This window comes from Sphingomonas sorbitolis, assembly GCF_036663875.1.
Classification (GTDB): Bacteria; Pseudomonadota; Alphaproteobacteria; order Sphingomonadales; family Sphingomonadaceae; genus Sphingomonas.
This window is the reverse complement of the sequence record NZ_JAXOJS010000001.1, coordinates 95,525-121,327: the sequence shown is the minus strand read 5'-3', so window position 1 is coordinate 121,327 and position 25,803 is coordinate 95,525. Positions and strand designations below refer to the sequence as shown.

Genomic DNA, 25,803 nt, shown 5'->3' with positions numbered 1-25,803 from the left:
AATGGTACAGAGCCCCACCCCGGCCCCCTCGCCCGCCCAATCCAAGGCGCGCTGGGTGGTCGTGGCGCTCGTGTTCTTCGCGATCATGCTGAACTATGTCGATCGGCAGATCCTGGCGTTGTTGAAGCCGACGCTGGAACTCGAGTTCGGCTGGTCGGACCAGGATTACGGCAACATGGCGTCGGCGTTCCAGTTCGCCGCCGCGGTCGCGTTTCTGGGGACCGGCTGGTTCATCGACCGGGTCGGTCTCCGGATCGGCTTTGCGGCGGGGGTCTTCGTATGGAGCCTCGCCGGGATGGCGCACGCGTTCGTGTCGGGCGTGAGCGGATTCATTGGCGCGCGCGTTGTGCTCGGCGCGGCGGAGTCGATCGGCACGCCAGCCGCGGTCAAGTCCGCAGCGACCTATTTCGGCCCCAAGGACCGCTCGATCGCATTGGGGATCGGCAACACCGCGCCCAATGTCGGTGCGGTCATCACCCCGCTCGTCATCCCGGCGCTGGCGATCGCGTTCGGCTGGCGCGCGGCGTTCCTCGTCGCCGGTGGCCTAGGGCTGGTCTGGGTCGTTGCGTGGTTCGCGTTCAAGATGCCCGCCGCGATCGCCGAGACCGGCGGCCCCGCGCCGATCCGCTGGATCGATCTGTTCAAGGATCGCCGGACGCTCGCCATCGCGGTCGCCAAGGTGCTGTCGGATCAGGTCTGGTTCTTCATGCTGTCGTGGCTGCCCGATCTGTTCCACCGGCTGTTCGGACTGCCGCAGGGTCAGGTCGGACTCCCGGTAGCGCTCGTCTATGCACTGGCGGCTTGCGGCGCGCTCTCCGGCGGCTGGTTGCCGACCCGGTTGATGGCGCGCGGCTGGAGCCTCGACCGTGCGCGGAAATCCACGTTGCTCCTGTATGCGCTGCTGATCCTGCCGGTGCCGATCGTGCTGTCGCTGCAAAGCCCGTGGACCGCGGCGCTGGTGCTCGGGCTCGGGCTGTTCGCGCATCAGGGGTTTTCGACCAACGTCTTCGCGCTGACCACCGACGTCATGCCGGCGCGGTCGGTAGGGTCGACGATCGGGATCGCGGCGTTCTGCGGCAACATGGGGTCGATCGGGATGATCCAGCTATCCGCTTGGTCGCTCGGCCATGGCTTTGGCTATGCGCCGATGTTGGCGATCTGCGCGGTCAGCTATCTGCTGGCGCTGGGGTTCATCCAGCTGCTCATCCCGCGGATCGAACCGGCCCGGTAGAGTCGCGGCGGATCAGTTCGAATGGGACCTCGATCCGCTTCACCGCGAACTCGGCGGCGAGAAGCAGATCGGCCGCCGTGTAGCCAAGCGTCCGCGTCGGCTGGCGGATCGTCGTCAGCGCGGGCCAGACGAAGCGCGAGATCGCGTCGTCGCCAAAGCCCGCGATCGACAGGTCGGCCGGCACCGACAGCCCGCGGCGGTGCGCGACGCTGAGCACCCCTGCTGCCATGTCGTCGTTCGAGGCGAAGATCGCGGTGGGCGGCAGGCGGAGCGCGAGCAGCGCCTCGGCCGCGTCGGCGCCCGACGCGAAGTCATAGTCGCCGGGGCGGACCAGGACGGGATCGAACGCGATCTCGGCTTCATCGAGCGCGGCGCGATAGCCGGCAAGTCGCTGCACGCTGGTCGCATAGCTCGCATGCCCCGAGACGAAGCCGATGCAGCGGTGGCCGAGCGCCAGCAGATGCCGCGTCATCACGGCCGCGGCGCCGATATTGTCGATGAACACCGATGCGGTGAGGTCGAGATCGGTGCCCGGCGAGACGCGGACGAACCGGACGTTGCGACGCGCCATCAGCGCCAGCACCTCGGGATAGTCGGTCGCGGGCGGCGTCAGGATCAGTCCGTCGACACCCGATCCATCGATCAGGCTCTCGATATCGTCGATCAGCCGGTCGGAATCATGGTCATAGGGCTGCGCGATCATCCGCACACCATCGAGCAGGCAGCGGTCGCGGATGCCCGACTGCATCTCGTACACGTAATAGGGGCTGGGATTGTCGCAGGCGAGCGCGATCTGGAAGCTGCGATGCCCTGCCAGCGTTCGCGCCGCCATGTTCGGCCGGTATTTGAGCGTCGCGAACGCCGCCGTCACCCGCGCGCGCGTCGCATCCGACACGCGTGCTTCGTTGTTCAGGACGCGCGACACCGTCTTGATGGACACGCCGGCAAGTCGTGCGACATCGTTGATCGTTGGCCGCACGCAGTCCCCTTCCCTCGCCGCCCGCGCTTCGGAAACTCCGGTCCGACATCGCCGCAGGCTTAAGGCTGTACAGTCTTCCTATCGACCTTCCAGCCGCGCACCACGAAAATCCTTCGTTCTTGTCGACCAAGGTCGTCGACCATCGGTAATAGGATTGCAGGGGCGGCCCTTGTGCGTGCCGTAACCTTACCGATCGGCGACAGCCCGCTTCGGCCCCCCGGCGTTCACGCGCAGCGTCGCGACGGTTCCGGCGAGCATCAGCGCTCCCGCGACGTACAGCATCGCGCGCGCATCGCCGCCCAGCAGCGACCGGTAGAACAACGGCACGGTCAGGCTCTCGATCATCATCGGCACGACGATGAACATGTTGAAGATGCCCATGTAGATGCCGAACCGCGCTGGCGGGACGGTATCGGTCAGCATGACATAGGGATTGCCCATCATGCTCGCCCAGCCGAGCCCGATGCCGATCATCGGCAGGTACAGCCAGCCCTCGACGCCGATACCGGGGATCGCCAGCATCGCCGCACCCGACGCGGCGAGGCACACCGCGTGGACGACGCGTGCGCCGTAGCGCTTCGTCACCGGGACCAGCATAAGCGCGCTGACGAACGCGACCGCGTTGTAGAATGCGCCGATCTGCCCGACGGTCAGCGCGGCGTCGCGAAACCCCTGGCTTGCAGGATCGGCGGTGCCGTGAAGCGAACGCGCCAGCGCGAACGCGATGAACTGCCAATAGGCGAACATCGCATACCATTGGCACAGCATCGCGACACCGAGTTGGCGCATCGCCGGCGGCATATCGCGGATCGCGGCGACGACATCGCGCAACGCACTGCCGAACGTGACCTTGTCGGCCTGCATCGCCGCACGCTCATCAGCCGACAGCGGCAGTTCGGGGACGCGGATCACCGACCAGACGATCGTCGACAGCGACAGCACCGCACCAACGAGGAAAGCGATCCGGGTGATGTCGGGAATGCCGTTGGCATCGACCGCATCCTTGTTCATCCCCCACCACACCAGCAGCGAGGGCGCGAGATAGGAGAGCGTCTGCGCGAGACCCGTGAACGCGGCCTGGATCAGGAAGCCGGTCGGTCGCTGGTCCTCCGACAGCCGGTCGCCGACATAGGCGCGATAGGGCTCCATCGTGACGTTGTTGGCGGCATCGAGGATCCACAACAGGCTGGCGGCGACCCACAGGGCCGGGCTGTACGGCATCGCCAACAGGCACAGGCTGCACAGGATCGCACCAACCAGGAAATACGGCGTACGCCGGCCCAGCCGGCTGGTGGTCTTGTCGGACAGTGCGCCGATCAGCGGCTGGACAAGAAGGCCGGTCATCGGTCCCGCCAGCCACAATAGCGGCATCGACGCCTCGTCGGCGCCGAGATAGCCGTAGATCGGCGCCATGTTCGCTTGCTGCAAGCCGAACGAGAACTGCAGGCCGAGGAACCCGAGGTTCATCTCGATGATGCGCGCCAGCGACAGACGGGGTTTCATGCGCGATCTCCCATGAGCCACACGGCCTGCCAGGGTGCGAGCGTTGCAGCCGCGGCGCTGCCGGACAGGCGGTCGGTGCCGGTATCCGACAACGGCACCGCACGATCCGAGAAGTTGAGATACACGCGATCGGTGCCGCAGCGGATCCCGAGCAGCGCCGGAACCGATGCATCGGTCGCCAGCAGGGTCGGTGCACCCGCCCCTGAACCGGCTACGCGCGCGGCGCGCAACCGGGCGAGGTCGCGGGCGATCCGCGTCGCCGCGGGGGTATCGAGCGCCGACCAGTTCATCTGCGGCCGGTGAAGCCAGCGTCCCTCATGCGCCCGGTCGGGGTCGTCGCGATACGCATAGTCGTTCAGCATCCCCGCCTCGTCGCCCATGTAGATCGTCGCGACGCCGCCGCTGGCGACGGCGAGCGTGTTGAGCAACGCGATACGCCGGTACGCCGTCTCCCGCGATACGTCGTCGGTGGCCGCCTCGAGTCCGGCAAGCGACGCCAGCGTGCCGTTGGTGCCGTGCAGCGCCGAACCGTCAGACTGGAACGGTACGCCCCGCGCCCAGCTGTCGCCCGTACCTTCGATGAAGTGCGCGGCGTCGGTCAGCCGCGCTTCGGGATCGGGGTCGATACCGCGCAGATCGCCCAGCACCGCGCCCCAGCCGATATCGTCATGACAGCGCGCATAGGTCAGCCAGTTCGCACCATGCGGCAGCCCGCCGCTGGCGTCGACGATCGCGGCGGGCAACGCCGCCGATTGCTCGGCCAACGCGACCCAGCCGGCGACCATCATCGAATTATTGTAGACGAGGTGGCATTCAGGCTCGAACCCCTCGCCCTCGTCAGCGCCGAAATAGGGCGGCACGAACGCGGTCGGCACGATCGCCTCGGCCTTGAGCAACGTCGCCGGCGCGACGATGTCGAGCGCAGCGCGCAACGCGCGGACGATGAAATGCGATTGCGGCAGGTTGCGGCAATCCGTCCCCGCCTGCTTCCAGAGGAACGCGGTGGAATCGAGCCGAAACGCCTCGAACCCGTGATTGGCGAGCCGCAGCATCGTGTCGACCATCGCCAGCATGACCTCGGGGTTCGCCCAATTGAGGTCCCACTGGAACGGGTAGAACGTCGTCCAGACTTCGCCGCCCATCTCGGGCACGTGCGTGAAATTTCCCGGCGCGGTGGTCGGGAATACTTGGGGCAATACGGTTTCGCGCGCCGCCGCCTCGGCCTCGTCGAGGACGATGTAATAGTCGCGGTAGTGCGGATCGCCGGCCTTGGCCTTCAGCGCCCAGACGTGGTCGTCCGCGGTGTGATTGAGCGCGAGGTCGACGCACAGGCTGATCCGGCTGGCACGCAGGCGGCCGCAGAGCGCCTCGACATCCGCCATCGTCCCGAGCGTCGGTTCGATGCTCAGATAATCCGCCACCGCAAAGCCGCCGTCGCTGTCGCCGGTACGCGCCTTCAACAGCGCGAGCAGGTGGAGATACCGGACCCCCAGCGTATCGAGATACTCGACCTTTCGGGTCAGGCCCGACACGGTTCCGGCGAAGCGATCGACATAGGTCGAATAGCCGATCATGTCGGGCGCGACGAACCAGTCGCGATCCGCGATGCGCGTGACGTCGAGCGCCCGCATCACCGCCGGACGCTCGGCCATGCGGTCGCGGAGCACGGCCTCGATCCGCGACCACAAGGCGTCGCCGTCGTGCGTAGCGCCGTACAGCCGCTCGAGCTGACGACGCAGCGTGGTACCATGCTGGCGCAGTCGGGTGTCCAGTTCGGACGATGTGGTGGCCATGACGGTCACGCCCCCCGCACGAGACGGGCGGCGCCTGCCGGACCGAAGTCCCGGCATGACGCCCGACATGACGGGTGCAAGGCTGTCTGCTGTTCCAATCCGTCCACCTCGTATTCGCGCGGCAGGACATCGCCCGTGCCGCGGCAGTCTAACGATGGTCCCGGGTGCCGTCCTTGGCATCCGGGACCACGGCCTGTCATCAGAACTTCAGGCCGATCGTTGCGCTGATGTTGCGGCCGGGGAATGCCCGCGCGGTGTTGATACCGTTCGTCGGCAGCGTGTCGGTCGCCAGCCCCAGCTCGGTGATCGCCAGCACGTTGAACAGGTTCTGCGCATTGACCGAGACATGGACCGCAGGCGTGATCGCATAGGATGCGAACGCACCGGTCAGGACATAGCCGGGCATCTTCAGCTGGTTGAGATCCGACGCATAGGACGACGTCGTGCCGATGACGTTGGCGCCGACGGTCAGCTTGTCCACGATGATCGACGGCGAAGCCTGGAAGATCAGGTCCGCCTGGCGATACGGCGTATTCCCGTTCAGCGCTGGGGTCAGCTCGCTCTCGATGATGCGGGCATGCGTGTAGGTCGCGCCGCCGGTCAGGTGGAACACGCCGTAATCGACGCCCGCTTCGAGCTCGACGCCGTAGGAGCGGTAGCGATTGTTGATCGTGCGCTGCTGCGGGATGATGATCTCGTTCGACTCCGCGGTCGTCGCGCGGAAGCCGGTGACGTTGGCGAAGAACGGACCCGAGCGGAACTTCACGCCCGCCTCCTGCTGGTTGACGAAGTTCACCGCGACGTCGTCGGCGATGCTGCCGTCATCACGGACACCGCCGCCGAATAGCACGCGATCCGCGTTGAAGCGCGCACCGCGGCTGACTCGGGCGAACAGCGCGAGATCGTTCTTGATCTCGTAGTTCGCACCCACCGACCAGGTGAAATAGTTCTTGCGGTAGTTCACCGGCTTGGCGGCGGACAGGCTGACGACCGGAACGGTCTGTTCGGGAACCTGGATCACGCCATCCTGATTGACGTCGAGTACGGTCAGCGCGTTCGACGCGTAAATGCCCTTCGCCTTCGAGCTGTTGTAGCGGACGCTGCCGTCGAGGTTGAGACGACCGGTCTTCCACGTCGCCGCCAGATACGGCGCGTCGATGGTGTAATCGACATCGTAATAGCGCTGGCAGCAATTGCCGTACACCGGCTCGCCATAGGCGATCAGCCCGTTCTGCGTGATCGGCTGGCCTGCCGCGTTAAAGACGTCGAGCAGCGCAGGCTCGTTGCCGTTGACCTCCTGCAGATAGCTGTTCCAGTGCCAGTCCATCTTCACCGCCTGGCGCGACTTGAAATAGCCTGCTGTGAGCGAGCCCGTGCCGAGGCTGCCGCCGTTGATGTCCTTGCCGATCGTCAGGATGTTGGTGATGTTCGTGAAGTCTTCGAGCGTCGCATTGAACAGCAGCGAGTTGCTGGCCAGGCCGTTGCCGTTCAGCGCCGCCGGGTTGGCGATCGTCTGACCGGCATTGGGACCGGTGGCATAGCGCAACGTCGCGCCCGCGCCGCCGATCGAATTCGCGAACGACGCGGCGGTGTTCACATTTGCTGCGTACGGCGAGGTGAAGCCGCCCGAATTCTTGGCGTAGTTAAACTTGTCGTCGAACGTCCAGCCGCCGCCGAGATCGAACGACGCTTCGCCGCCGATGCCGCGCACCTTGGTCCGATAGCCATCGGCGATATCGGTGCGGATACGGCGACCGTTCAGGCCGACCGACAGATCCGAGCGGAAGTTCGGCGACTGGAGCGTGTCGCTCTTCGGGTAGAAGTTCGCAAACGCACCGAATTTGGGATCGCTGTTCGTGCCGGTGTTGCTGACCGGGACCGGGATATAGACCGGTGCCTTGTCGTCGAGATACTTGGCGTTGATCCGGACGAAGCCGTTCGAGAAGGTGCGCGTGACGTTGGCCTTGATCTGGCCGCCCTTCTCGGCGTTGTAGCCGATGTCCTTCACGCCGTCGCCGATCCGGTAAAACCCGCCGACATGGAAGCTCCAGTCGTCGCCGATTGGTGCACCGTAATCGGCATCGATCCGGGTCCGATCGAAATCGATGCCCTTGGTCAGCGAGATGTTGCCGCCCGCGGTCTTGCCGGTCTTGCTGATGAAGTTGATGATCGCGCCCGGCGCGTTGCTGGTGAAGGTCGATGCCGAGCCGCCACGGACGACCTCGACGCGCTGGACGTTGTTGTCGGGGCGCACGAACGCGTCCGCGGTCGCAAACGCGATGTCACCGAAGTCGAGGACAGGCAAACCGTCTTCCTGGAACTGGACGAACTTGGCGCCGCCGCTGGCGACCGGCAGGCCGCGCACTGCGATGTTGGCATTGCCTTCGCCGCCCGACGCCTCGGAGCGCAGACCCGGGATGTTGCGGACCAGATCGGCGCTGCCGAGCGGCGCGGCCTGAGCGATCTGCGTCGCGTCGAGCGCGCTGACCGTGATGCTGGTGGTGAGACGACGCTCGGGGCGCGAGGTGCCGGTCACGACGATGTCGTTGCCGGCCTCGGCGGTGTCCGTGGTCGTCTCGGCAACCGGCGCAGGCGCCGATGCGGGCGCGACCTGTGCGGCGGCGGCAAAGGGCAAAACCGTGCCGAGCGCTGCGCCGACGAGCCAATAGGATGCTGTCTTCATATACCCTCTCCTGCAGGATCCGCCGTAACCGCGGACTGATATGCAGAGCCGGTATGCGCCAATGCAATGGATTGCAACAATCGATTGCGGTGCGACGATCAAACGTTTCCGGTGTGACTTTTTCGCATCATTATTACTGGCAGTGGGCGGCGGTCAGGCTGAATCGCGCAGGATGAGATCGGCCGGCATGACGACCGATGGCGCGTCTTCGCCCCCCAGTCGGGCAAACAACGCGGCGATCATCGCTGATGCACCCTCCTGAATGTCCTGGCGCACCGTCGTCAGCCGCGGGACGATCGTGCTGGCAAGCGGCAGATCGTCAAACCCGATCACGGGCAGGCCACCCGGCACGGCAATGCCGCGGTCCGCGAGGACCCGGATCGTGTGCATCGCGATGACGTCCGACGCAGCGGCGATGCCGTCGATCCTGCCGCAGAGACGATCGAGATGGCCGGCGATTTCGTCCGACATCACATCGGAGGCCAGATGGGTGGCGCATTGGATCGGTTCGCAGAGCCCCGCCTCCTGCGTCGCCTGTTGCAGCCCGGCGTAACGCTCGCTCAGTTCGAGCGTGCGGATCTCGCCGAAGAACGCGATCTGGCGACATCCGCGTTCGATCAGCCGTCGTCCCGCACGCAACCCGCCGGCGCGGTTATCGACACCGACGGCACAATGATGCTGGCCTTCGATATGGCTGCCCCAGACCACCAGCGGCCGATAGCGCTGCGCCACCCGCTCGATCGCCTCGAACTGGTCCGACTGCCCGATCAGCAGCACGCCGTCGAGCATGCCAGAGTCGACGATCCGCTCGAGCCAGTCGCTCGCATCCGGGATGACCCGCGACAACATGATGTCGTACCCGGCCTCGGTCAGTGCGTCGGCAAGATACCCCAGGATCGCCATGAAGAACGGATCGGACACGTGCTGGCGGCGCTCATGGCCGAGCGGCACGACGACGCCGATCACGTTGGTCTTCTGCGTCCGCAATCGGCTCGCCATCTGATTGAGGCGAAAATCATGCTCATGCGCCAAGGCCTGGATACGCGCCCGCGTTTCCGGGTTCACGAGCGGATTGTCCGCCAAGGCGCGCGATACCGTCCCCGGGTGCACACCCGCCAACTTGGCAAGATCGCTGATCGTTCGTGGTTTGGTCGACGGAATGATGGGGTCGGTCATCCCGTCTTATACAAACGCCTCTCCGAGCAACCCAACTGAAAACGGGTACCCGTGGTTCATGCCGTCCCCGCGGTCCCTTAAACCACCACGCGGACCGCGGCGAAGCGCCGGATCACACGGCATCGTCCAGGCTGAACCGGTCCGCATCCTCGTCATACGCGAACACTTCGGCATAGCGGCCCCAATGCGTCACGGTCCGCAAGGTCTCGTCCGCGTAGTCCTCCGACATATGATCCTCCAGCTCGTCGCGGAACCGGCGCGCCGGGGCGACATGCCCGCTGCGCTCGTCGAGGATGCGGCGGATGTGCTGCGCGAGCGGGACATGCGCCAGCAACGCCTGCGCGAACAGCGCTTTCCGCGCGTCGACATCGGCCTGCGCATAGCGTCGCGCCGCCGGCGTCAGGAGAATGTCCGCCCCCTGCAACTCGGCGAACCGCAGCAGCTGGAGCGTCTCCGCCATCGGGAACAGATCGTCGACCTCCAGCTGGAGCTGGTCGGCGAGATCGGCCATCGCCGCGCGGCCGTCGAACGGGCTGGCGTCGACTTCCTCGATCAGTCCGGCGAGCGCATTGGTCGAGACGCGAGGCAGCACCATCTGGATGCCGATGCCGGGGAACAGCCCGTCGCGGACCGGCTCGGCCGGCGCGCGCGCGGTCATCTGCGCGTAGATGTCGTCGACCAGCTTGCGGAAGGCGGGATCGAGGCGGTCGCGCGGTTGCGGCAGGTCGACCTTGAGCTCGGCGGCGACGCGGCCGGGGTTGGACGAGAAGACGAGGATGCGGTCGCACATCAGCACCGCCTCCTCGATATTGTGCGTGACGATCAGGATCGACTTGATCGGCATCCGCCCCTCCGCCCACAGATCGAGCAGGTCGGTGCGCAACGTCTCGGCGGTCAGCACGTCGAGTGCGGAGAAGGGTTCGTCCATCAACAACAGCGACGGATTGACGACGATCGCGCGCGCCAGCCCGACGCGCTGCCGCATCCCGCCCGACAATTCCTTGGGATAGGCGTTCTCGAACCCGTCGAGGCCGATCAGGTCGATCGCCGCCAGCGCGCGGGTGCGCCGCTCGTCCGCCGGAACGCGCTGCGCTTCGAGGCCAAGCTCGACATTCTGGAGCACGGTCAGCCACGGGAACAGCGCGAACGTCTGGAAGACCATGCTGATCGTATGTGCGGGACCGTCGGAAACGTCGGCGAACCGTACGCTCCCCTCGTCGGGCCGGATCAGCCTGGCGATCGAACGCAGCAGGGTCGACTTGCCCGAGCCCGAGCGACCGAGCAGCCCGACGACCTCGTCCTCGTGCAGCGTCAGGCTGACGTCGTCGAGCACCGGCGCGCCGCCATCGCCGCGGCCATAGCGATGACTGACATGCTCGACCCGAACGAGCGGGCGGCTGGCCGGGGCGCGGAGAAATGCTGTTGCCATGTCTTGTCCTTTCGACATCAGGCGAGCCGGAGACGGCGTTCGGCAAAGGCGTACATCGGACGCCAGACGAGCCGGTTGAAGGCGATCACGAACATCGACATCACCGCGATGCCGAGCGCGACGCGGGGATAGTCGCCGGCCTCGGTCGCCTTCGCGATGAACGTGCCCAGCCCGTGCGCCTCGACCTTCTGCGACCCCCACGAGACCGCTTCGGCGACGATGCTGGCGTTCCACGATCCGCCCGATGCGGTCAGCGCACCGGTGACGTAATAGGGAAACACGCCCGGCAGCGCGACCTGCCGCCACCATTGCCAGCCGCGCACGCCGAACATCCCCGCCGCCTCGCGCAGATCGGTCGGGATCGCGCTGGCGCCGGCGATGACGTTGAACAGGATGTACCATTGCGTGCCTAGGATCATCAGCGGTGACAGCCAGATATCGGGCGACAGCCGCCAGTGGACGATGCCGATCACCGCGAACGGGAACAGGACGTTGGCGGGGAACGCCGCGAGGAACTGCGCGACGGGTTGCAGGCGTTCCGCCCATTTGGGGTTGAGGCCGATCCAGACGCCAACCGGCACCCAGACGAGGCTGGCCAGCGCAATCAGCACGACGACGCGCAGCATCGTGATGCAGGCGAGGCCGAACACCGCGACCGCATCGCTGAGCCGCAGCGTCGCGAAGACATAACGTCCCGCGAGCCAGAGCGTGGCGACCACCAATACCAGGACCGCCGCCTGCCACAGCCGTTCCAACACGACGCTCGGTTCGCGGATGCGGCGCTCGCGCGGGCGTGCCCTGCCCCGGTCGAGCTTCAGCAGCAGTTGGCCGAGCGCGGTGACCGGCGCGAACAGCACGGGCAGCAGGCGCGTGCGGCGGAATAGATCATAGGCCCAGGATTGCGGCCGCTCGGTGCTGGCGGTCTGTTCGAACCGGAAGCGATCCGCCCAGGCGACGACCGGCCGGAAGACGAGCTGATCGTACAGCAGGATGACAATCCCCATCGCCAGCACCGCCAGCCCGATCGCGGTGAAGTCCTTGCGCGCGATCGCAAGCGCCAGCCACGAGCCGACCCCGGGCAGGGTCACGGTCGTGTTGCCGACCGTAATCGCTTCGGAGGCGACTACGAAGAACCAGCCGCCCGACATCGACATCATCGCGTTCCAGACCAGCGACGGGGTCGCGAACGGCAGGTCGAGGCGCAGGAAGCGCCGCACCGGCGACAGGGCGAAACCGCGCGTCACTTCGTCGAGGTCGGACGGCACCGAGCGCAGCGACTGGTAGAAGCTGAACGCCATGTTCCACGCCTGGCTTGTGAAGATCGCGAACACCGCGGCCAGCTCGACCCCGAGGATCTGGCCGGGGAACAGTCCCATGAAGAAGGTTACGGTGAAGGTCAGGAACCCGAGGATCGGCACCGATTGCAGGATGTCGAGCATCGGCACGATGATCTGCCCGGCGCGGCGGCTGCGCGCGGCCAGCGTCGCGACGACCAGCGTGAAGACGAGGCTCGCCGCGAGTGCTGCGAACATCCGGATCACGGTGCGCAGCGCGTAATAGGGCAGATACCGCGGATCGAGAGTCACCGGCTCGACGCGCAGGTGCGACAACGGCTCGGCCACACCCTCTGCGCCGCGGACCAGCAGCGCGGCGATGCCGATCAGCAGCACGAAGGCGGTGACGTCGGCGCGGTTGGGCTGGGTCAGCCGGAGGATGCGCGAGAACGAGCGGACCCGGCCGCCACTTGCTACCGTATCAGTCACGACGCCATCCCTCCCCGCCGACGGGACGCGCTAGCGTCGTCGCGTGACAGATGCGCGTCATGCCGAGAGCTCGGCTACGGTGCGCGATCCACTTGCCGCCCATCCCCTCAGGATACGGCCGCGATGAAGCGGTGCGGCGGCTAGCGCAGCGTGAATGGCGCGATCCTGCTGGATCGTGCAGAAAACGATAATGGTCATCAGGCGTCTCTTCCGGGCTCGTAAAGCGAGTCCGGAAGAGACGCTCAGCCGGATCGCACCTGCGATCGCCGAACGGCGTGCCCGAACCCGGGACGTCCAGCCGTGATCGTCAGCAGGGCAAAGCCTCTACTGTCGCCATCGCCGGACAAGGGGGTAGATCGGGGTTTCATGTGCGTCCTGTTCGTTACCGGTGCCGCGATTGCGTCACCTGCCGGGGCGCCCTTGGCGCCGCGACGAGCGCCCGCTATACCCTAGGGGGGTATAGATCAAGAGGGTGATGCACGTCGGCCATGAGCCATGTCGAAAAAGAGAAGAAGAAGCTACTCAACCGGCTCAAGCGGCTGAAAGGACAAATCGAAGCGCTCGAACGTGCGATCGAGGAAGACCGTGAGTGCGCGCGGGTTCTGCAACAGGCGACCTCGTGTCGCGGTGCACTCGACGGGTTCATCGCCGAGGTGATCGAGGATCATATCCGCGAGCACATGATCGATCCCGCGACCGCGCGTGACGATCCGCGCACGGTCGCGGCCGAGGAGCTGGTCGAAATCGTCCACGCGTATCTCACCTGATCACGCCACCCCTTTAAGCCGCGAACTCCTCGGGCAGATAGCGATCGGCGACGATCTCGAACCGATCGCCGTCGACCAGCACCTGCGGACTGAGCGCGCGGCAATTGTAGGTCGATGCCATCGCCGCGCCATAGGCTCCCGTGGCATGCAGCACGGCGAGGTCGCCGCGGCGGACACGGTCGATGTCGCGCGCGACCGCGAACACGTCGCCACTTTCGCAGACCGGGCCGGCGATCGTCGCGACCATCCGCTCGCCGTCGGGCATGACCGCTTCGAAGCGGTGAAAGGCATCGTACAGCGCCGGCCGCGCGAGGTCGTTCATCGCGGCATCGACGATCACGAAGGGGTGGTCGGCGCCCGGTTTCACCCAGATCACCCGCGTCAGCAGCACCCCGGCAAGCCCGGCGACCACCCGCCCCGGCTCGAACGTGAGTTCGACATCCCAGTCGCGCGTGACCCTGGCGACCATGGCGGCATAGGCGTCGAGCGTCGGAACGACGTCGTCGGCGCGGTAGGGGATGCCGAGACCACCACCGAGATCGACGCGGCCGACGACATGGCCGCGCGCGCGCAAGTCCGCCACGAGCTGACCGATCCGATCATAGGCTTCCTCCAGCAGGGCGAGATCGCGCAGCTGGCTACCGATGTGCAACGCGACCCCGACCAGATCGAGACCCTCGAGGCGGGACAGGCGATCGTACATTGCGGGCACGTCGGCGATCGCCACGCCGAACTTGTTGCCGCGCCGCCCCGTCGAGATCTTGGCATGCGTGCCGCCATCGACGTCGGGATTGACGCGCAGCACCGCGGTCGCCCGCCTGCCCTGCGCGCGGGCCAGAGCAGCGAGCACCCGCCCCTCCTCCTCCAGTTCGAGATTGAACTGACCGACGCCGGCAGCGAGTGCGTCGGCGAGTTCACGGTCGGTCTTACCGACGCCCGAGAAGACGATGTCGGACGCCGCGATCCCCGCGTCGAGCGCGCGCCGCATCTCGCCCCCCGAGACGATGTCGGCTCCGAACCCGCACCCGGCCAGCAGATGCAGCACCGCGCCGTTCGGGTTCGCCTTGACGGCAAACGCGACGCGCACGCGTGGCAGGATCGACAGCGCCGCCCTGAACCGCTGTGCCGCATCGCGCAGCGCGGCGGCGGAGTAGACATGGACGGGGGTGCCAACCGCCTCGGCGATGACGGGCAGCGGCACGCGCTCGGCGCACAGGACGCCGTCCCGCGGACTGAAATAGGTCATGGGTTTTCGGTGTCCGATAATCAGGAATAGGGCGGATCGGCGCGCCGGCGGGTGCGACGAAGGCGCACGGCATGGATCGCTTCGGCGGTGTGTCCGTGGCCATGCCGTTCGGCGCGCAGCACCACCGCCACGCGCTTGCCGTTGATCATCAGCGTCAGGCCGAGCAACGCGATCGGAAACACCAGCATCGCCAGCGCCGACCCGTTCATCGCCGCGGCCACGCCGCAAGCCCCGGCTGCCATGACCAGCCCGACCGTACGCCACGCGATATCGCGCCTGGTCATGCCGCGATGTCGCGATCATGCGAACTGGCCTGATCGTCGATGACGATCCGCCCGGCCTTGCACAGCGCAAGCCGCGCGTCAGGCTGCCGCGCCCGCGCGGAGTCGTGGCAGATCACGATATCGGCGGGCAGGTCCTGCTCGTCGCGCAAGGCCGTGACCATGTCCGCAGCCTCGAAATCCAGGCCGATCGCCGGGTCGACCACACGATGCGCGGCAGACCGCGCACGGCCGATCAACAGTGGCGATCGATCGATGCCGTGCCCCTCGATCGCGGTAAAACCGAGCCGCCGCGCCTCCGCCAGGGCGTGCAACAGCAGCGTCCCGGCACCGCATTGGGCATCGACGATGCGCACCGCGTGTCGGCCATTCGTCCGCAATGCCGACAGGGCGCCCTCGATCTGGGGCCAGCGCGGGTCCTGCACGGCGGCCTTTGACGGGTGCCGCGACGTGTTACCGCCGACCGCCGTCCGCAACCGGACGGGAAGAGCATGAACGTTCATCGCAATCTCCCGATCAAGCCGCACGTGGCAGCGCCCGCTCGTCGCGACCGAAGGGGGCAAAGGACACGAGCGGCGTCAGCGGCAGGTCGGCGATCTCGACGCTCGCATGGTAGATATCCCGTTCGGCCTGCGCGTAGCGCATCGCCGCGCCGTAGGAGATGAAGCGGCCTTCCAGGTTGCGCCTGCTGTCCTGGACCAGCCAATGGCCCGCGCGATCCTGGCCGACATAGATGACGAGCCCGGTAGGATCGGGCTCCGATATGGGTTCAGACGACATCTCGCCTCGGTACCTTTCGTATCGCGAGCGTCCTGCCCGCCCCCGGGATTTACGAGGTACGGCATAGCGCTTCGAGATCGATCCGCGCCGATCGCATAGTACCAGCATAGTATTCCGCGGAGGTGGGGGGCAGTCGATCCAGCGGGCTCGACCCTGCGCCAGGCGGTCGTGATCCGGCGGCGTTAAAATCGCCATTTGAAGGTGACGGCGGCGGCGGGCGTCGTGGCTACCGGACTTGTCTGCTGGATCGCGTGGAGGGTGGTCTCGGCTTTCAGGGGGCCGGTGAATTCCGCGCGAACGGGCTTCGCTACAAAACCCCGTACATCGCCGAGCCAGATATCCATCCCCTTTGGCGCGCACACGACGACGTCGTCAGAGCCGGTTCGATCCGCGCAGGTCACTTCTTTGGTACGAACCTTGGCGAGGTCGAATTCCAGCGCGAGGGGGACAACCGTGGTTGGCCCGGCCGATGCAGCGATCATGACGATCAGATCGCCCACCATGTCGACCTCCTTTCCTAAGTCCCGAAAAATTCAGAGACCGTCGCAGCCGGTCTTAGATGCCTCGGCAATCGATGTCCGTATCGCGCTCCCGTCACCCGCCATTGGGGCGAGATCGGGCGATTCCACCCGGACATGGCGAACCCCGGCACGCCATTGCTGACGCCACCAATAGTTGCCCGCCTGTGCATCGATCGCTGGAAGACGGGTCTGCGCGCGTCGCAATAATGCGCTGGGCGGGATCAGCGCCCTGCCCGCGGCAAAAGCGTGAGAAAGGTCCTTGGCCAGTTCGACGTTCTGGACTTGGCCCATGGTGCTGGTGCGCCGGTCGAGATCCTGGATCAAAGCGCGCTGTCCCGCGTCCCATTCTTGATCGGAGAAGCCGCCACTATCAATCGCGCACCTCACCCGGGCCAGACCGGCAATGGCGGGGTGCCATGCGTTGCCCGCAAAATTGTCCCAGAGCATGATCAGCCGGTGACCCTGCTCACCGTTCTCGATGTAGAGCCCGACCTTGCCCGGTGGACTGTCTGGTTGCATTGCGCTCAGCCGCGTGTTGACCGCGCGGAGCACCAGCATCTCCAGCAGCATAGCGTCGATCTGTTGTCCGCGGGTCGGCAGCGGCGGAGCCGTTGGCATCACCGCCGTCATCAGCGCGGTCCTTCGCCCCTGGGGCAGCGCTGCGACGCTGATCGGTGCGATGCGGTCGGATTGAAGCGCTGGCACGGCGACATGCGCGGTAGCCTGCCCGGCGTGCCGCCAACTGCCGAAATGCTCGCGGATCAGCGCCTTCGTCTTTACCGGATCGACGTTTCCGACGATCACGATCATCATGTTTTCGGGCTGGTATAACCGCTGATAGAGAGCCCTGATCGTGGCGATGCTTGCTGTCGGTACGTCGTCCGAATTCTGGGCGTCGATCACGTCAGTCGGAGACCCAGGTGCGACGGCTGCGATATACCTGGCGTAGATGTCGTTCCCGAGCGTTTTTTCGGCCATTTCGCGGGTCACGTCCGCGCGCTGATCGTCCACCGCGTCCGCACGGAACGTCAAGTCGGTCGCCACCTCGCGGAATAGTCCCAGCAGCGTGTCGAGATCGGTCATGCTGGTCGTTCTTGTCGAGACGAAGTAATTGGATTCCCGCCAACTCGTCGTCGCGGCGGAGGGCGCGGGAAAGGTCAGTGGCAAGCCGACTTTGGGAAAATGCCGAAGTTCGTCGGGCGTATCGATCGTCGGGCTGGTGAAGACGAGATGTTCGATCAGATGGGTGAGCCCGCGTTCGCCCGGGCGGTGCTCCTCGATAAAGCCACCCTCGTTCCGCATCAGCACGCCGATGCCGGGTTCGTCCCCGCGCCGGGGAAGAATAGCGAAGCGCACGCCGTTCTTCAGGCGTCCCGTCATCGCCGGCTGCCAATCGGCCGAAGACGATCGCGTCACGCTCGCCTTTGCCTTGAGGGCAGCGAGGCTACGGCCCTCGTTCGCCTGTGCAACAGTAGCGGCAAGACTAAACAGACCCAAGTGCAATGGCACCGTCGAGACGTTCCTGAAACGCACGCCTGATCTCCCGCTCCTATCCGAACGCCGCGCGACATCGGATTTTATGGATTATGCGGGGCATTTGCGGCAACACGGTGGCGCCAGTCGTGACGGGCGGGACCAGCGATATTTTACTGACGTACGACATCGAACCAACGTGATCTTCCGTTGATCGGCGCACCGCTAACGGGATGTTAGTCCGGCGGTGCTAAATCTCCAGCTGGACGACTGCCCTGAAGGTCAAAACAGTTTGCGGAGCGACAGGACTACACTGCGGCCGACGGCATCGAGCAGATCCGGCTGATAACGATAGGGAACGACGCCGGTCGCATCACGCACGCGTTGACGCGCGTCGGTTATGTTAGCGACTTCGAGCTTGAAGCCGAGATGCCGGGTCCAATTCTCGTGTGGCAGAAAATGGTGGATGCTCAGCGAACCGCTGAGATTGATCTTGCACAGAGGCGCGAATGTCAGGGTCGATGCGGCGACCGTCCCGCGAACGGTGGCCCCGCCGGTGCAGTAAAAGTCGAACGTGCCGCCATTGCCGAGATAGCTCAAACCCCCATAGCCATAGCCGGCCAGTCGCTGCGTCGTGCCACCCGACAGCGTGTCACCGGCCAGCAGGTCGAGCATCGGCGCCCCCGGCCTGAGCGCGATCCGGTCGGCAAAGCGGAGCGTCGGGCCGATCCCGCCGTAGAAGGTCGGGCGGTCGGGCGGCCGACCATCCGGCGTCGTAGGAGGCTTGGCGCGACCGAGTTGGCCGTTGGCGGCGAGTGTGATGTTCAGCGTCCGCTGACGCTCTCGGAAGACGTTGGTCGGACGGAAAGCGACCGATACCAGTGCGCCGGCGCCATCGCGGACGAACAGATCGGGCAGCGCCGCCTGAATGGCGGGGGTGAGCGCATAGATGGTCTGGATGCCATCGCGGATCTCAGTTGCCTCGTAGGTTGCGCCGATCCGAAGCTCGCTCTTGGCGAACGGTTTGACGGTCGCGCCGATCGAACGCGTCCGGCGACGCTCCGCGGACAGCGCCGGGTTGCCGCCCAGAAACAGCGTGACGAGCGTCGAGCGGCCGGTAGCGAAGTCGAACAACGAAACCTGTGGCGCCGAAATCTGCGGCCCGGCAAGCTGGTCCAGCGTCGGCGCAACGGCCGACCGTTTGAACTGCGCCAACAGCTGCAGGCCGGTGAACGGCGCCCAGTTCACGCCCAGCGTAGAGTCCGATAAAGTGCCGAAACCGCCGACTTGGCGGACGCTGGCGGAGGTGTTGGCCGACAGCTCGCCGATCCAAGGCAGAACATCCTCACGGCGTGATGCGATCGGCAGGTCGAGCGCGACTGCGCCCTCGACCCGGCTGCGATCGAAGGCGATCGCGGAGGGCGTGGCGCCGCGCGTGCTGCTGTCCGTACCGATCTGGTCGCCCTCGACGGTGGCGGTCAACGTGACGCGGCCCGCGGGGAGGCGCAACGGGCGGTTGGTCGCAACGAATTTGGTCCCGGCACCATAGGTCGATTGCACGGTATGATCGACAAGCCGGGTGGCAAGGAGCGCGGAATCGAACGGCCGGAATGGATCGGCGCCGGCGGCGATCGCAGCATTGGCGGCGGTGATGTCGATCGCCTTGGCGACGATGCCGTCCCGGTGCTGCATATCGAGCGTACCGGTCCAGTCCCATTGCCAGCCCCGCCATGCGCCACGCACCACGGTACCGGCATGAAGCGTGGTGATATCGGTGCGCTGGCTGAGCGGCGGCGCCTCGACGAGGTAGCGCTGGAGCAGCACGTCCCGGCTGAACGGTGAATACGGATTGCCACTAGGCAGCATGAACGTCGCGCTGGCGGGGCCGAACACGGTCCGCTCGCGACTATGGTCCGCGGTCAGCGTCAGAGAACCGGACAGCTTTCGACTGATCCGGTTGGCGATCACCGCCTCGCCGTGGATCGTGTCGTTCGCGGGTGCGAGCGTACGCAGCGGCGACAGATCGAACAGCCGCGGCTGGTTTGCGTTCGCCGCAAAACTGTCCAGTCCAACCATGCCGACCGATAGCGGCCCCGCCGGCACCGGGACGATCGTCACGACCTGCCCCACCATTGCGGACAATGCCGGGTCGATCTCGCCCCCTGCCAGCACACCGGTGATGTTACCCCTCGCGTCAAACGGCACGTCCGGATCCGGCAAGACGCGACGCCGCGATTGCAGCAGCGCATCGGTATGACGGGCGTCCAGCGACAGGGTCAGGCGACCGTCGCCGCGCAGCCGCGTGAAATCGAGATGCGCGTTGGCATTGTCCGCACCACCGCGTGTCGACGTCCCATCGGCCTGCTTCAGCGACAGCTGGCGAAACCGGCGCTTGGTGATGAAGTTCACGATCCGCCGGGTCGGTGGATAGCCATATTGGAGCGCGACCGGCTCCGGAAACACCTCGACCTTCTCGATCGCTTCCGGCGGCAGATTGCCGATCTCCTGATATCCCGACACGCGTTGCGCATTGAGCAGGAAGATCGGCTCCTGCCCGTCGCCCGATTGCGTCACCCCGCGAATGGTACGAAGCAACTCATCGATCGAGGTCGCGCCGGTCGCGGCTATCGCCCCCGCATCCAACGTCGCCAGCGGCAGGATCGCGGTGTCGACCTGCCCGCGCCGGCCTACGACGACGATATCGTGACGCGTATCCAATGCGTCGAGCCGGGCGGGTGTTGCATCGGGATCGGCGTTGACTGGCGCAGCGGGAAGCGCCCCAGACTGGCAAATACCCGCCACCGACCAGTTGAATGCGAGAACCGCTAGAGAAAAACGACCAACCTGTAGAGTGTCGCAATATATCCTGTCGGGTGATCTCACGGGTGCTTTACCTTTATGAGGTTGCGGTAATCGGCGACACCAAACGGATCAACTATACCCGGAATCGTACTGCGTATTCGCGGTGTCTCGATCTATGCACCAATGCCACCGCACGAGCACCAGGATCGCAACATGCTGCGCGACAAACGCCAGGATCGGCAGCGCCATGCGGGTCTCATCGAACCCGAGCAGCGCAACGAATACTATCAGGGTCAGTGTCGCCGCCGCGGTGAACCGCTCAAGCGCTGCGACGCGATCCCAGTTACGGTCCAGTATCGCCCAGGCGATGAGGACACTCGCGCCGGCCAGCAGGAACACGGCTAGCGACAGTGACGATGCCGCCGCTAGGTTGCCGTCGTCGAGAAGAGTCGAGCGGGCACCACCGAATGACAGGATACCAACGACGTCGTCATGCCCAAAATCGAGATACGGGAAGCCGATAATCGCGCCAATCGTCAACACGGCGGCGAGGGGAAGGATCAGGCCGACCGCGAGCGCGTAACTCGTCAACGCAAAGCGCCCGTCCGGGTCGGTGAGCATCATCCGCCACGCGCCGTGCAGGCAGCCAAGCGCAAAGGATAACGGCTTGCCATCGGCGATCGACGCCTCGAACTCGCCCAGCATCGCAAGCCCCCAATCGCGACGACGAGCACCGACGCAGCGGATTGCGATTTTCATCAGGCACCGGGACAGCGCGACAGTCATATCCGGAGCATTTCCCCGACGGGTTGCGCACGGTCATTCCCGATCGAGCGCGCAAGCGATACTCCCGCGGCGGTCAGACGATAGACGTGACGCGGGGGCCGCCCGGCCTGTATCGGTTCGCGCCACTCGGCCTCCGACAATCCCTGCTCCGTCATCCGTACGAGCAACGGGTAGAGCGTGCCCGACGAGATGCCGGTATCCTTCATCAGGTCATACCCATGCCGCCAATTCTGAGGATGATCCGCCATCGCCGCGAGTAGCGTGAGCATCTGTTTCGAGGGTCGTCGATCGCGCGTCATTCGTTTTTTCAACATATGTAGAGTTAAGAGTCAACGGTGATACGGTTAAGCTGGCTGCTGATGATTGGATTCAGTTTGCGCGGTCCCCGATGTTCATGACCGCAACGCGCAAAGTGCGAGCGAATTGATCGAGATTGCCTTCCTGGCGGCAAGTCGAGGGAACGGACACGGTCCTGCAACGTCCGGCAAGGACGTATCTCGCGAGGCTTCATGACCGGAATGACATTGGTGTTTCTTCACGCGCTAGGCGCCAGTGCGCGTGAATGGGAGCAGGTCATCGATCATCTCCCGGGGTACGAATGCGTGGCGCTCGACCTGCCTGGGTTCGGCGACGCTGCAAAGGCTGGCCATGCCGATGTCGGCACGATGACCGACTGGCTGGCGGACGAAATACGATCTCGCCAGCCCAACCCGTGCGTCCTTGTCGGACACAGCATGGGCGGCAAGATCGCGACGCTGGTTGCAGCGCGTGCAGCGTCCGGAGAGATCGGCCTGTCGGGTGTTCTGGGCGTCGTTCTGGTTGCCGCGTCGCCCCCTAGTCCAGAGCCGATGGAAGAGGATCGGCGGGCCGAGATGATCGGCTGGTTTGCCGATGGTCAGGCGTCACGCGAGGACGCCGTGACCTTTGTCGATGCCAATACCGCTACGCCGCTGCCGGACGTGTTGCGCGACAGGGCGATCGACGACGTGTTGCGCTCAAACAGAGCGGCGTGGCTGGGATGGCTGGAGCGTGGCAGCCGCGAGGATTGGAGCGCGGACGCTGGACGGATCACTCTTCCGGCGCTGATCGTCGCCGGTGCCGAAGACGGTGATCTCGACGCGGATGCACAGCGCCGGCTGAACCAGCCGCATTATGTCACCGCCGAATTGCGGGTGGTGGCAGATGCGGCACACCTGATCCCCTACGAACAACCCGAAGCGCTTGCCGCCCTGATCCGCGAACACGCGGCATCGGTTGCAGGCGCAATCCTGCCGGCGCACTTTGCCCAGATCCTCGGCTCGGATCGGGTCAGCCAGAGGACACGAAGCGCGATGCTCGAAAGGCTGCGTCCTGTCCGCGATGCAGCGACCTGGACCGACGATCACTATGCCACGCTTGCCATCTTGATCGGGCAGATTCTGCCGGATCGAGGCGTCGACCATGACCTGGCGCGTCGTATCGCATTCGGCGTCGCTCAGGGTGATGGCGATGGGTGGCGCTTCGCTGCGTTGCCCGCCGATGGCGAAGCCTGGATCCGCGGCTTGGCGACCTTGCACATGCTGATGGACGGTCTTGCGGCGCAGGATCACGCCTGGACCAGCCTCCTCGAAAATGTTGCCGAGGGAGAGGCTGGCCGCGCAGACGACGACGCGTATCTTTCCCCCGCGCAGATGAAGCTGTGGTTCGAAGATGTTCGCGCGGAAGTCGTGCGTGTTTGGATGTCGCTACCGACGACAATGGCTGAAATCGGATATGATGGATTTGCCGTGGGCGGGGATGCACATCGCAAGCAAGGCTACATCCGGACAGCGGCGGACGACTTGGAACCCTGGCAACGTGCGTCGGAGAGCGCGTCGTGACGCGTTTTCGTCACAGCGAGGCGGACGTCGTCGATGCCGTCGTGATCGGCACGGGGGCAGGTGGAGCACCGCTCACCGCACGTCTCGCCAAAGCGGGCCTGTCGGTCGTCGCGCTCGAGGCTGGCGGCGTATTCCGTCCGGAAGACCATGTCGCCGACGAGGTCGCCGCGGACATCTACTGGATGGAAGAGCGACTGAGTGGCGGCGCCAATCCTACCGCGTTCGGGTCGAACAATTCGGGTATGGGGGTTGGCGGGTCGACGCTGCACTGGGGCGCGTTCTGCCCCCGCCCCGACCCGCGCGACCTGCAATTGAAGACGCTGACCGGCGAAGGCGCCGACTGGCCGATCGATCATGCCGAGTTGATCCGCTACATCGAAGAGGTGGAGCAGTTCACCGGGGTATCGGGCCCGGCGCGGTATCCGTGGGACGAGCACCGCCGCTACGAGTATCCGCCCGTGGCGCGCAACGCCCCGGCCGACGCGATGGCGCGGGGCTGTGCGGCAGTCGGCATCGTCGCAACCGACGCACCGGCGGCACTGGTGTCACGCGACCGGGACCAACCGCACTGGGGTCAGCGACAGGCTTGCGTGAATTGCGGCGCCTGCCACCAAGGCTGCCGAAACGCCGCCAAAACGAGCATGGACACGACCTATCTGCCGCTCGCCGCTGCCCATGGTGCGGAAATTCGCGCTGGGTGCCGCGTGCTGTCGTTCGAATTCGACGCCGCCGGCCGGATCAGCGCGGTCGTGTACCGGCAAGGTGACGCGGAACACCGCCAGCGCTGTTCGGCGGTCTTCCTATGCGCTGGGGGTGTCGAAACACCACGCCTGCTGCTCAACCTGGGTATCGCCAATTCGAGCGGTCAGGTGGGACGCAACTTCATGGCGCATGTCGCGACGCAGGTTTGGGGCCGGTTCGATGCCGATATGCGGATGAATCGCGGTTACCCCTCGTCGCTCATCAGCGAGGATATGCTGCGCCCCGACGATGCCGACTGCGCCGGTGGCTATCTGATCCAGAGCCTGGGGGTATTGCCAGTCAATCTTGCCACCGGTCTCGCACGCGGCGCGGGCATGTGGGGCGAACGCCTCCAGACTATCTTGCGCGGCTACAATCATATGGCGGGGATCGGCATCAATGGGGAATGCCTGCCCCATCCGGACAATCGCTTGACGCTTGCCGACGAGACCGATGCCTTCGGCCATCGCAAGGCGCGGATCGACTTCAGCTACCACGCCAACGAGCATGCCATCGATCGCCACGCCCGCCGCACGCTTAGCGACATCTGGGCGGCGGCGGATGCGAAAGATATCTTCGCCGTCGATCGCTCCGCGCATACCATCGGCACCAGTCGCATGGGGCATGACGGCGACGAGGCGGTGGTCGATGCGGATGGTCGCAGTTTCGACATTCCCAATCTGCTGATATGCGACAACTCGATCTTTCCAAGCGCGCTGGCGGCGAACCCGGCACTGACGATCATGGCGCTGTCGCTGCGCACCGCCGACCGGTTTATCGCATCCCGTCGCTAGGTGGGTGAGCATGCGGCTGGCACCAAAAATCACTTCGCGATGATCCGGTATGCTGGGTCGACGACACGCCCGAATAGCAGGCGCCAAGGCGACCGGGCGCGCCGTGGCCTCGCTCAAACCTGGGCGCGGTTGGCAAGGCCGATTGCTCACATCGTGATTGCCGCATAGCGTCTATCGTTCATTCTTACCGGAAGGCCGCGATGTCACCCCCCATGGATCGAACCCCTATGAGTCGTCGCAGCATCCTGATCGCCGCCGGTGCTACATCGGCAGCGTTGGTGGCGAGCACACCCGCGCTGGCGGCGACACCGGGCCTGCCGGCGTCATGGGATCAGCAGCCGCGGATACCGTTATGGCCGAAGGGCACGCCCGAAACCGGCTTTGCCGCGCAACCGCAGCCAGCCGACTACCCCAAGAATTTCGTACGCAACGTGGCGCAGCCCGAGTTGCGCGTATTCGTCCCCGCGCGCTCGAACGGCCAGGCGGTGCTGTCGATCCCCGGCGGCGCCTACACGTTCGTCTCGGTCATCAACGAGGGCATCGACGTCGCGCGCCGGATGAATGCACTCGGCTACACGGTGTTCGTGCTCATCTACCGCCTGCCTGGCGAAGGCTGGACACACCGCGCCGACGTGCCGTTGCAGGATGCGCAGCGCGCAGTGCGCGTGATCCGGTCGCGCGCTGCCGAATATCGTCTCGATCCCGCGACGCTGGCGGTGGTCGGCTTCTCGGCTGGCGGGCACCTTGCCGCAAGCCTTGCGACCGGGTTCGGCGAGGCGGTGGCGCCGGTGCGCGATGCGATCGACCGTCTGGACGCCCGCCCTGCGCATGTCGGGTTGATCTACCCGGTCATCAGCCACGTCCCCGGCATCGGCCATGCCGATTCGAGCCTGAAGCTGCTTGGCCCCTCCCCCGACGCCGCGCTGATCGCCCGCCGCTCACCCGCCGAGCACGTCACCGCGGCGACCCCGCCGATCTTCCTCGCCCACGCACTGGACGACCCCGCGGTGCCTGCGGAGAACAGCGTCATCATGATGCGCGCGATGCAGGCGGCGAAACGCCCGGTCGAGGCGCATTTCTTCCAGCGCGGCGGGCACGGCTTCGGCACCGGCGAGCCCGACCTGCCCGCCAGCGCCTGGCCCGACCTGTTCCTGCGCTGGATCGCCGACCGCGTCGCTGCCGCTTGACCCGACACG

Annotated in this window: 22 protein-coding genes; 5 read left to right on the top strand and 17 right to left on the bottom strand. The window is 65.8% G+C overall.

Features of this window, described 5'->3' with window-relative positions; translation table 11 throughout:
• Nucleotide 1: 1 nt before the first annotated feature.
• Entirely contained in the window at nucleotides 2–1,231 is a 1,230-nt protein-coding gene (locus U1763_RS00515; RefSeq protein ID WP_332754383.1) for an MFS transporter, read from the top strand.
• Here U1763_RS00515 and U1763_RS00510 read toward each other — a convergent pair.
• From U1763_RS00510 to U1763_RS00475, 8 genes are all read right to left on the bottom strand, one after another.
• Entirely contained in the window at nucleotides 1,203–2,210 is a 1,008-nt protein-coding gene (locus tag U1763_RS00510) for a LacI family DNA-binding transcriptional regulator (RefSeq protein ID WP_332753634.1), read from the bottom strand. The two genes, U1763_RS00515 and U1763_RS00510, sit on opposite strands and share 29 nt — an antisense overlap.
• Nucleotides 2,211–2,396: 186 nt before the next feature.
• Nucleotides 2,397–3,713 (bottom strand): MFS transporter, encoded by a 1,317-nt coding sequence (locus U1763_RS00505; protein WP_332753633.1) that lies wholly within the window; start codon nucleotides 3,711–3,713, stop codon nucleotides 2,397–2,399.
• A complete protein-coding gene (locus U1763_RS00500; RefSeq protein WP_332753632.1) occupies nucleotides 3,710–5,506 on the bottom strand; it encodes an alpha-amylase family glycosyl hydrolase in 1,797 nt (598 codons plus the stop codon). The genes U1763_RS00505 and U1763_RS00500 overlap by 4 nt, the downstream gene beginning before the upstream one ends.
• Before the next feature lie 199 nt (nucleotides 5,507–5,705).
• Nucleotides 5,706–8,189, bottom strand: a complete 2,484-nt coding sequence (locus U1763_RS00495) for a TonB-dependent siderophore receptor (protein WP_332753631.1) — start codon at nucleotides 8,187–8,189, stop codon at nucleotides 5,706–5,708.
• Between the two features lie 153 nt (nucleotides 8,190–8,342).
• Nucleotides 8,343–9,365, bottom strand: coding sequence for a LacI family DNA-binding transcriptional regulator (locus U1763_RS00490; protein ID WP_332753630.1), 1,023 nt, complete (start codon nucleotides 9,363–9,365; stop codon nucleotides 8,343–8,345).
• 112 nt (nucleotides 9,366–9,477) lie between these two features.
• Nucleotides 9,478–10,794, bottom strand: coding sequence for an ABC transporter ATP-binding protein (locus U1763_RS00485; protein WP_332753629.1), 1,317 nt, complete (start codon nucleotides 10,792–10,794; stop codon nucleotides 9,478–9,480).
• A 17-nt stretch (nucleotides 10,795–10,811) separates the two neighbouring features.
• Nucleotides 10,812–12,557, bottom strand: coding sequence for an ABC transporter permease (locus U1763_RS00480; RefSeq protein ID WP_332753628.1), 1,746 nt, complete (start codon nucleotides 12,555–12,557; stop codon nucleotides 10,812–10,814).
• Between the two features lie 57 nt (nucleotides 12,558–12,614).
• On the bottom strand, nucleotides 12,615–12,755 hold the full coding sequence (locus U1763_RS00475; protein WP_332753627.1) for a hypothetical protein: 141 nt from the start codon (nucleotides 12,753–12,755) through the stop codon (nucleotides 12,615–12,617).
• Between the two features lie 290 nt (nucleotides 12,756–13,045).
• On the opposite strand from U1763_RS00475, the gene U1763_RS00470 reads away from it, so the two are divergent.
• On the top strand, nucleotides 13,046–13,324 hold the full coding sequence (locus tag U1763_RS00470; RefSeq protein WP_132734421.1) for a metal/formaldehyde-sensitive transcriptional repressor: 279 nt from the start codon (nucleotides 13,046–13,048) through the stop codon (nucleotides 13,322–13,324).
• 13 nt (nucleotides 13,325–13,337) lie between these two features.
• On the opposite strand, the gene lysA is transcribed toward U1763_RS00470, so the two are convergent.
• The 9 genes from lysA to U1763_RS00425 all read right to left on the bottom strand — a co-directional run bounded on the left by lysA (nucleotide 13,338) and on the right by U1763_RS00425 (nucleotide 21,482).
• Complete coding sequence (lysA, locus tag U1763_RS00465; RefSeq protein ID WP_332753626.1) at nucleotides 13,338–14,570, bottom strand: diaminopimelate decarboxylase; 1,233 nt, start codon at nucleotides 14,568–14,570, stop codon at nucleotides 13,338–13,340.
• Nucleotides 14,571–14,590: 20 nt separating this feature from the next.
• Nucleotides 14,591–14,854, bottom strand: a complete 264-nt coding sequence (locus U1763_RS00460; RefSeq protein WP_332753625.1) for a hypothetical protein — start codon at nucleotides 14,852–14,854, stop codon at nucleotides 14,591–14,593.
• Nucleotides 14,851–15,354 carry a methyltransferase domain-containing protein gene (locus tag U1763_RS00455; protein ID WP_332753624.1) on the bottom strand — a complete coding sequence of 168 codons (504 nt, stop codon included), beginning with the start codon at nucleotides 15,352–15,354 and terminating at the stop codon, nucleotides 14,851–14,853. The genes U1763_RS00460 and U1763_RS00455 overlap by 4 nt, the downstream gene beginning before the upstream one ends.
• Nucleotides 15,355–15,367: 13 nt before the next feature.
• Nucleotides 15,368–15,631 (bottom strand): hypothetical protein, encoded by a 264-nt coding sequence (locus tag U1763_RS00450; protein WP_332753623.1) that lies wholly within the window; start codon nucleotides 15,629–15,631, stop codon nucleotides 15,368–15,370.
• A gap of 182 nt (nucleotides 15,632–15,813) precedes the next feature.
• Nucleotides 15,814–16,134: a hypothetical protein gene (locus U1763_RS00445; protein ID WP_332753622.1), complete on the bottom strand. Its 321-nt coding sequence runs from the start codon at nucleotides 16,132–16,134 to the stop codon at nucleotides 15,814–15,816.
• Nucleotides 16,135–16,164: 30 nt separating this feature from the next.
• Nucleotides 16,165–17,685 (bottom strand): M16 family metallopeptidase, encoded by a 1,521-nt coding sequence (locus tag U1763_RS00440; RefSeq protein ID WP_332753621.1) that lies wholly within the window; start codon nucleotides 17,683–17,685, stop codon nucleotides 16,165–16,167.
• A gap of 222 nt (nucleotides 17,686–17,907) precedes the next feature.
• Nucleotides 17,908–20,427 carry a TonB-dependent receptor domain-containing protein gene (locus U1763_RS00435; protein ID WP_332753620.1) on the bottom strand — a complete coding sequence of 840 codons (2,520 nt, stop codon included), beginning with the start codon at nucleotides 20,425–20,427 and terminating at the stop codon, nucleotides 17,908–17,910.
• Between the two features lie 129 nt (nucleotides 20,428–20,556).
• Nucleotides 20,557–21,186 carry a hypothetical protein gene (locus U1763_RS00430; protein WP_332753619.1) on the bottom strand — a complete coding sequence of 210 codons (630 nt, stop codon included), beginning with the start codon at nucleotides 21,184–21,186 and terminating at the stop codon, nucleotides 20,557–20,559.
• Nucleotides 21,187–21,209: 23 nt separating this feature from the next.
• The gene (locus tag U1763_RS00425; protein ID WP_332753618.1) at nucleotides 21,210–21,482 is read right to left on the bottom strand and encodes a PadR family transcriptional regulator; all 273 of its coding nucleotides are present in this window, start codon (nucleotides 21,480–21,482) and stop codon (nucleotides 21,210–21,212) included.
• 240 nt (nucleotides 21,483–21,722) lie between these two features.
• Here U1763_RS00425 and U1763_RS00420 point away from each other — a divergent pair, with 240 nt between their 5' ends.
• From U1763_RS00420 to U1763_RS00410, 3 genes are all read left to right on the top strand, one after another.
• The gene (locus U1763_RS00420; RefSeq protein WP_332753617.1) at nucleotides 21,723–23,072 is read left to right on the top strand and encodes an alpha/beta fold hydrolase; all 1,350 of its coding nucleotides are present in this window, start codon (nucleotides 21,723–21,725) and stop codon (nucleotides 23,070–23,072) included.
• Nucleotides 23,069–24,607 carry a GMC family oxidoreductase gene (locus U1763_RS00415; RefSeq protein ID WP_332753616.1) on the top strand — a complete coding sequence of 513 codons (1,539 nt, stop codon included), beginning with the start codon at nucleotides 23,069–23,071 and terminating at the stop codon, nucleotides 24,605–24,607. The genes U1763_RS00420 and U1763_RS00415 overlap by 4 nt, the downstream gene beginning before the upstream one ends.
• Nucleotides 24,608–24,834: 227 nt before the next feature.
• A complete protein-coding gene (locus tag U1763_RS00410) occupies nucleotides 24,835–25,794 on the top strand; it encodes an alpha/beta hydrolase (RefSeq protein ID WP_243693266.1) in 960 nt (319 codons plus the stop codon).
• Nucleotides 25,795–25,803: the final 9 nt, after the last annotated feature.

Bases quoted from the DNA above. Each gene is read 5' to 3' on its own strand.
- U1763_RS00505 (WP_332753633.1), bottom strand. From the start codon at position 3,713: ATGAAACCCCGTCTGTCGCTGGCGCGCATCATCGAGATGAACCTCGGG.
- U1763_RS00515 (WP_332754383.1), top strand. From the start codon at position 2: ATGGTACAGAGCCCCACCCCGGCCCCCTCGCCCGCCCAATCCAAGGCG.
- U1763_RS00475 (WP_332753627.1), bottom strand. From the start codon at position 12,755: ATGACCATTATCGTTTTCTGCACGATCCAGCAGGATCGCGCCATTCAC.
- U1763_RS00500 (WP_332753632.1), bottom strand. From the start codon at position 5,506: ATGGCCACCACATCGTCCGAACTGGACACCCGACTGCGCCAGCATGGT.
- U1763_RS00460 (WP_332753625.1), bottom strand. From the start codon at position 14,854: ATGACCAGGCGCGATATCGCGTGGCGTACGGTCGGGCTGGTCATGGCA.
- U1763_RS00430 (WP_332753619.1), bottom strand. From the start codon at position 21,186: ATGAAAATCGCAATCCGCTGCGTCGGTGCTCGTCGTCGCGATTGGGGG.
- U1763_RS00420 (WP_332753617.1), top strand. From the start codon at position 21,723: ATGACCGGAATGACATTGGTGTTTCTTCACGCGCTAGGCGCCAGTGCG.
- U1763_RS00490 (WP_332753630.1), bottom strand. From the start codon at position 9,365: ATGACCGACCCCATCATTCCGTCGACCAAACCACGAACGATCAGCGAT.
- U1763_RS00485 (WP_332753629.1), bottom strand. From the start codon at position 10,794: ATGGCAACAGCATTTCTCCGCGCCCCGGCCAGCCGCCCGCTCGTTCGG.
- U1763_RS00425 (WP_332753618.1), bottom strand. From the start codon at position 21,482: ATGCTCACGCTACTCGCGGCGATGGCGGATCATCCTCAGAATTGGCGG.
- U1763_RS00445 (WP_332753622.1), bottom strand. From the start codon at position 16,134: ATGGTGGGCGATCTGATCGTCATGATCGCTGCATCGGCCGGGCCAACC.
- U1763_RS00495 (WP_332753631.1), bottom strand. From the start codon at position 8,189: ATGAAGACAGCATCCTATTGGCTCGTCGGCGCAGCGCTCGGCACGGTT.
- U1763_RS00470 (WP_132734421.1), top strand. From the start codon at position 13,046: ATGAGCCATGTCGAAAAAGAGAAGAAGAAGCTACTCAACCGGCTCAAG.
- U1763_RS00410 (WP_243693266.1), top strand. From the start codon at position 24,835: ATGAGTCGTCGCAGCATCCTGATCGCCGCCGGTGCTACATCGGCAGCG.
- U1763_RS00455 (WP_332753624.1), bottom strand. From the start codon at position 15,354: ATGAACGTTCATGCTCTTCCCGTCCGGTTGCGGACGGCGGTCGGCGGT.
- U1763_RS00450 (WP_332753623.1), bottom strand. From the start codon at position 15,631: ATGTCGTCTGAACCCATATCGGAGCCCGATCCTACCGGGCTCGTCATC.
- lysA (WP_332753626.1), bottom strand. From the start codon at position 14,570: ATGACCTATTTCAGTCCGCGGGACGGCGTCCTGTGCGCCGAGCGCGTG.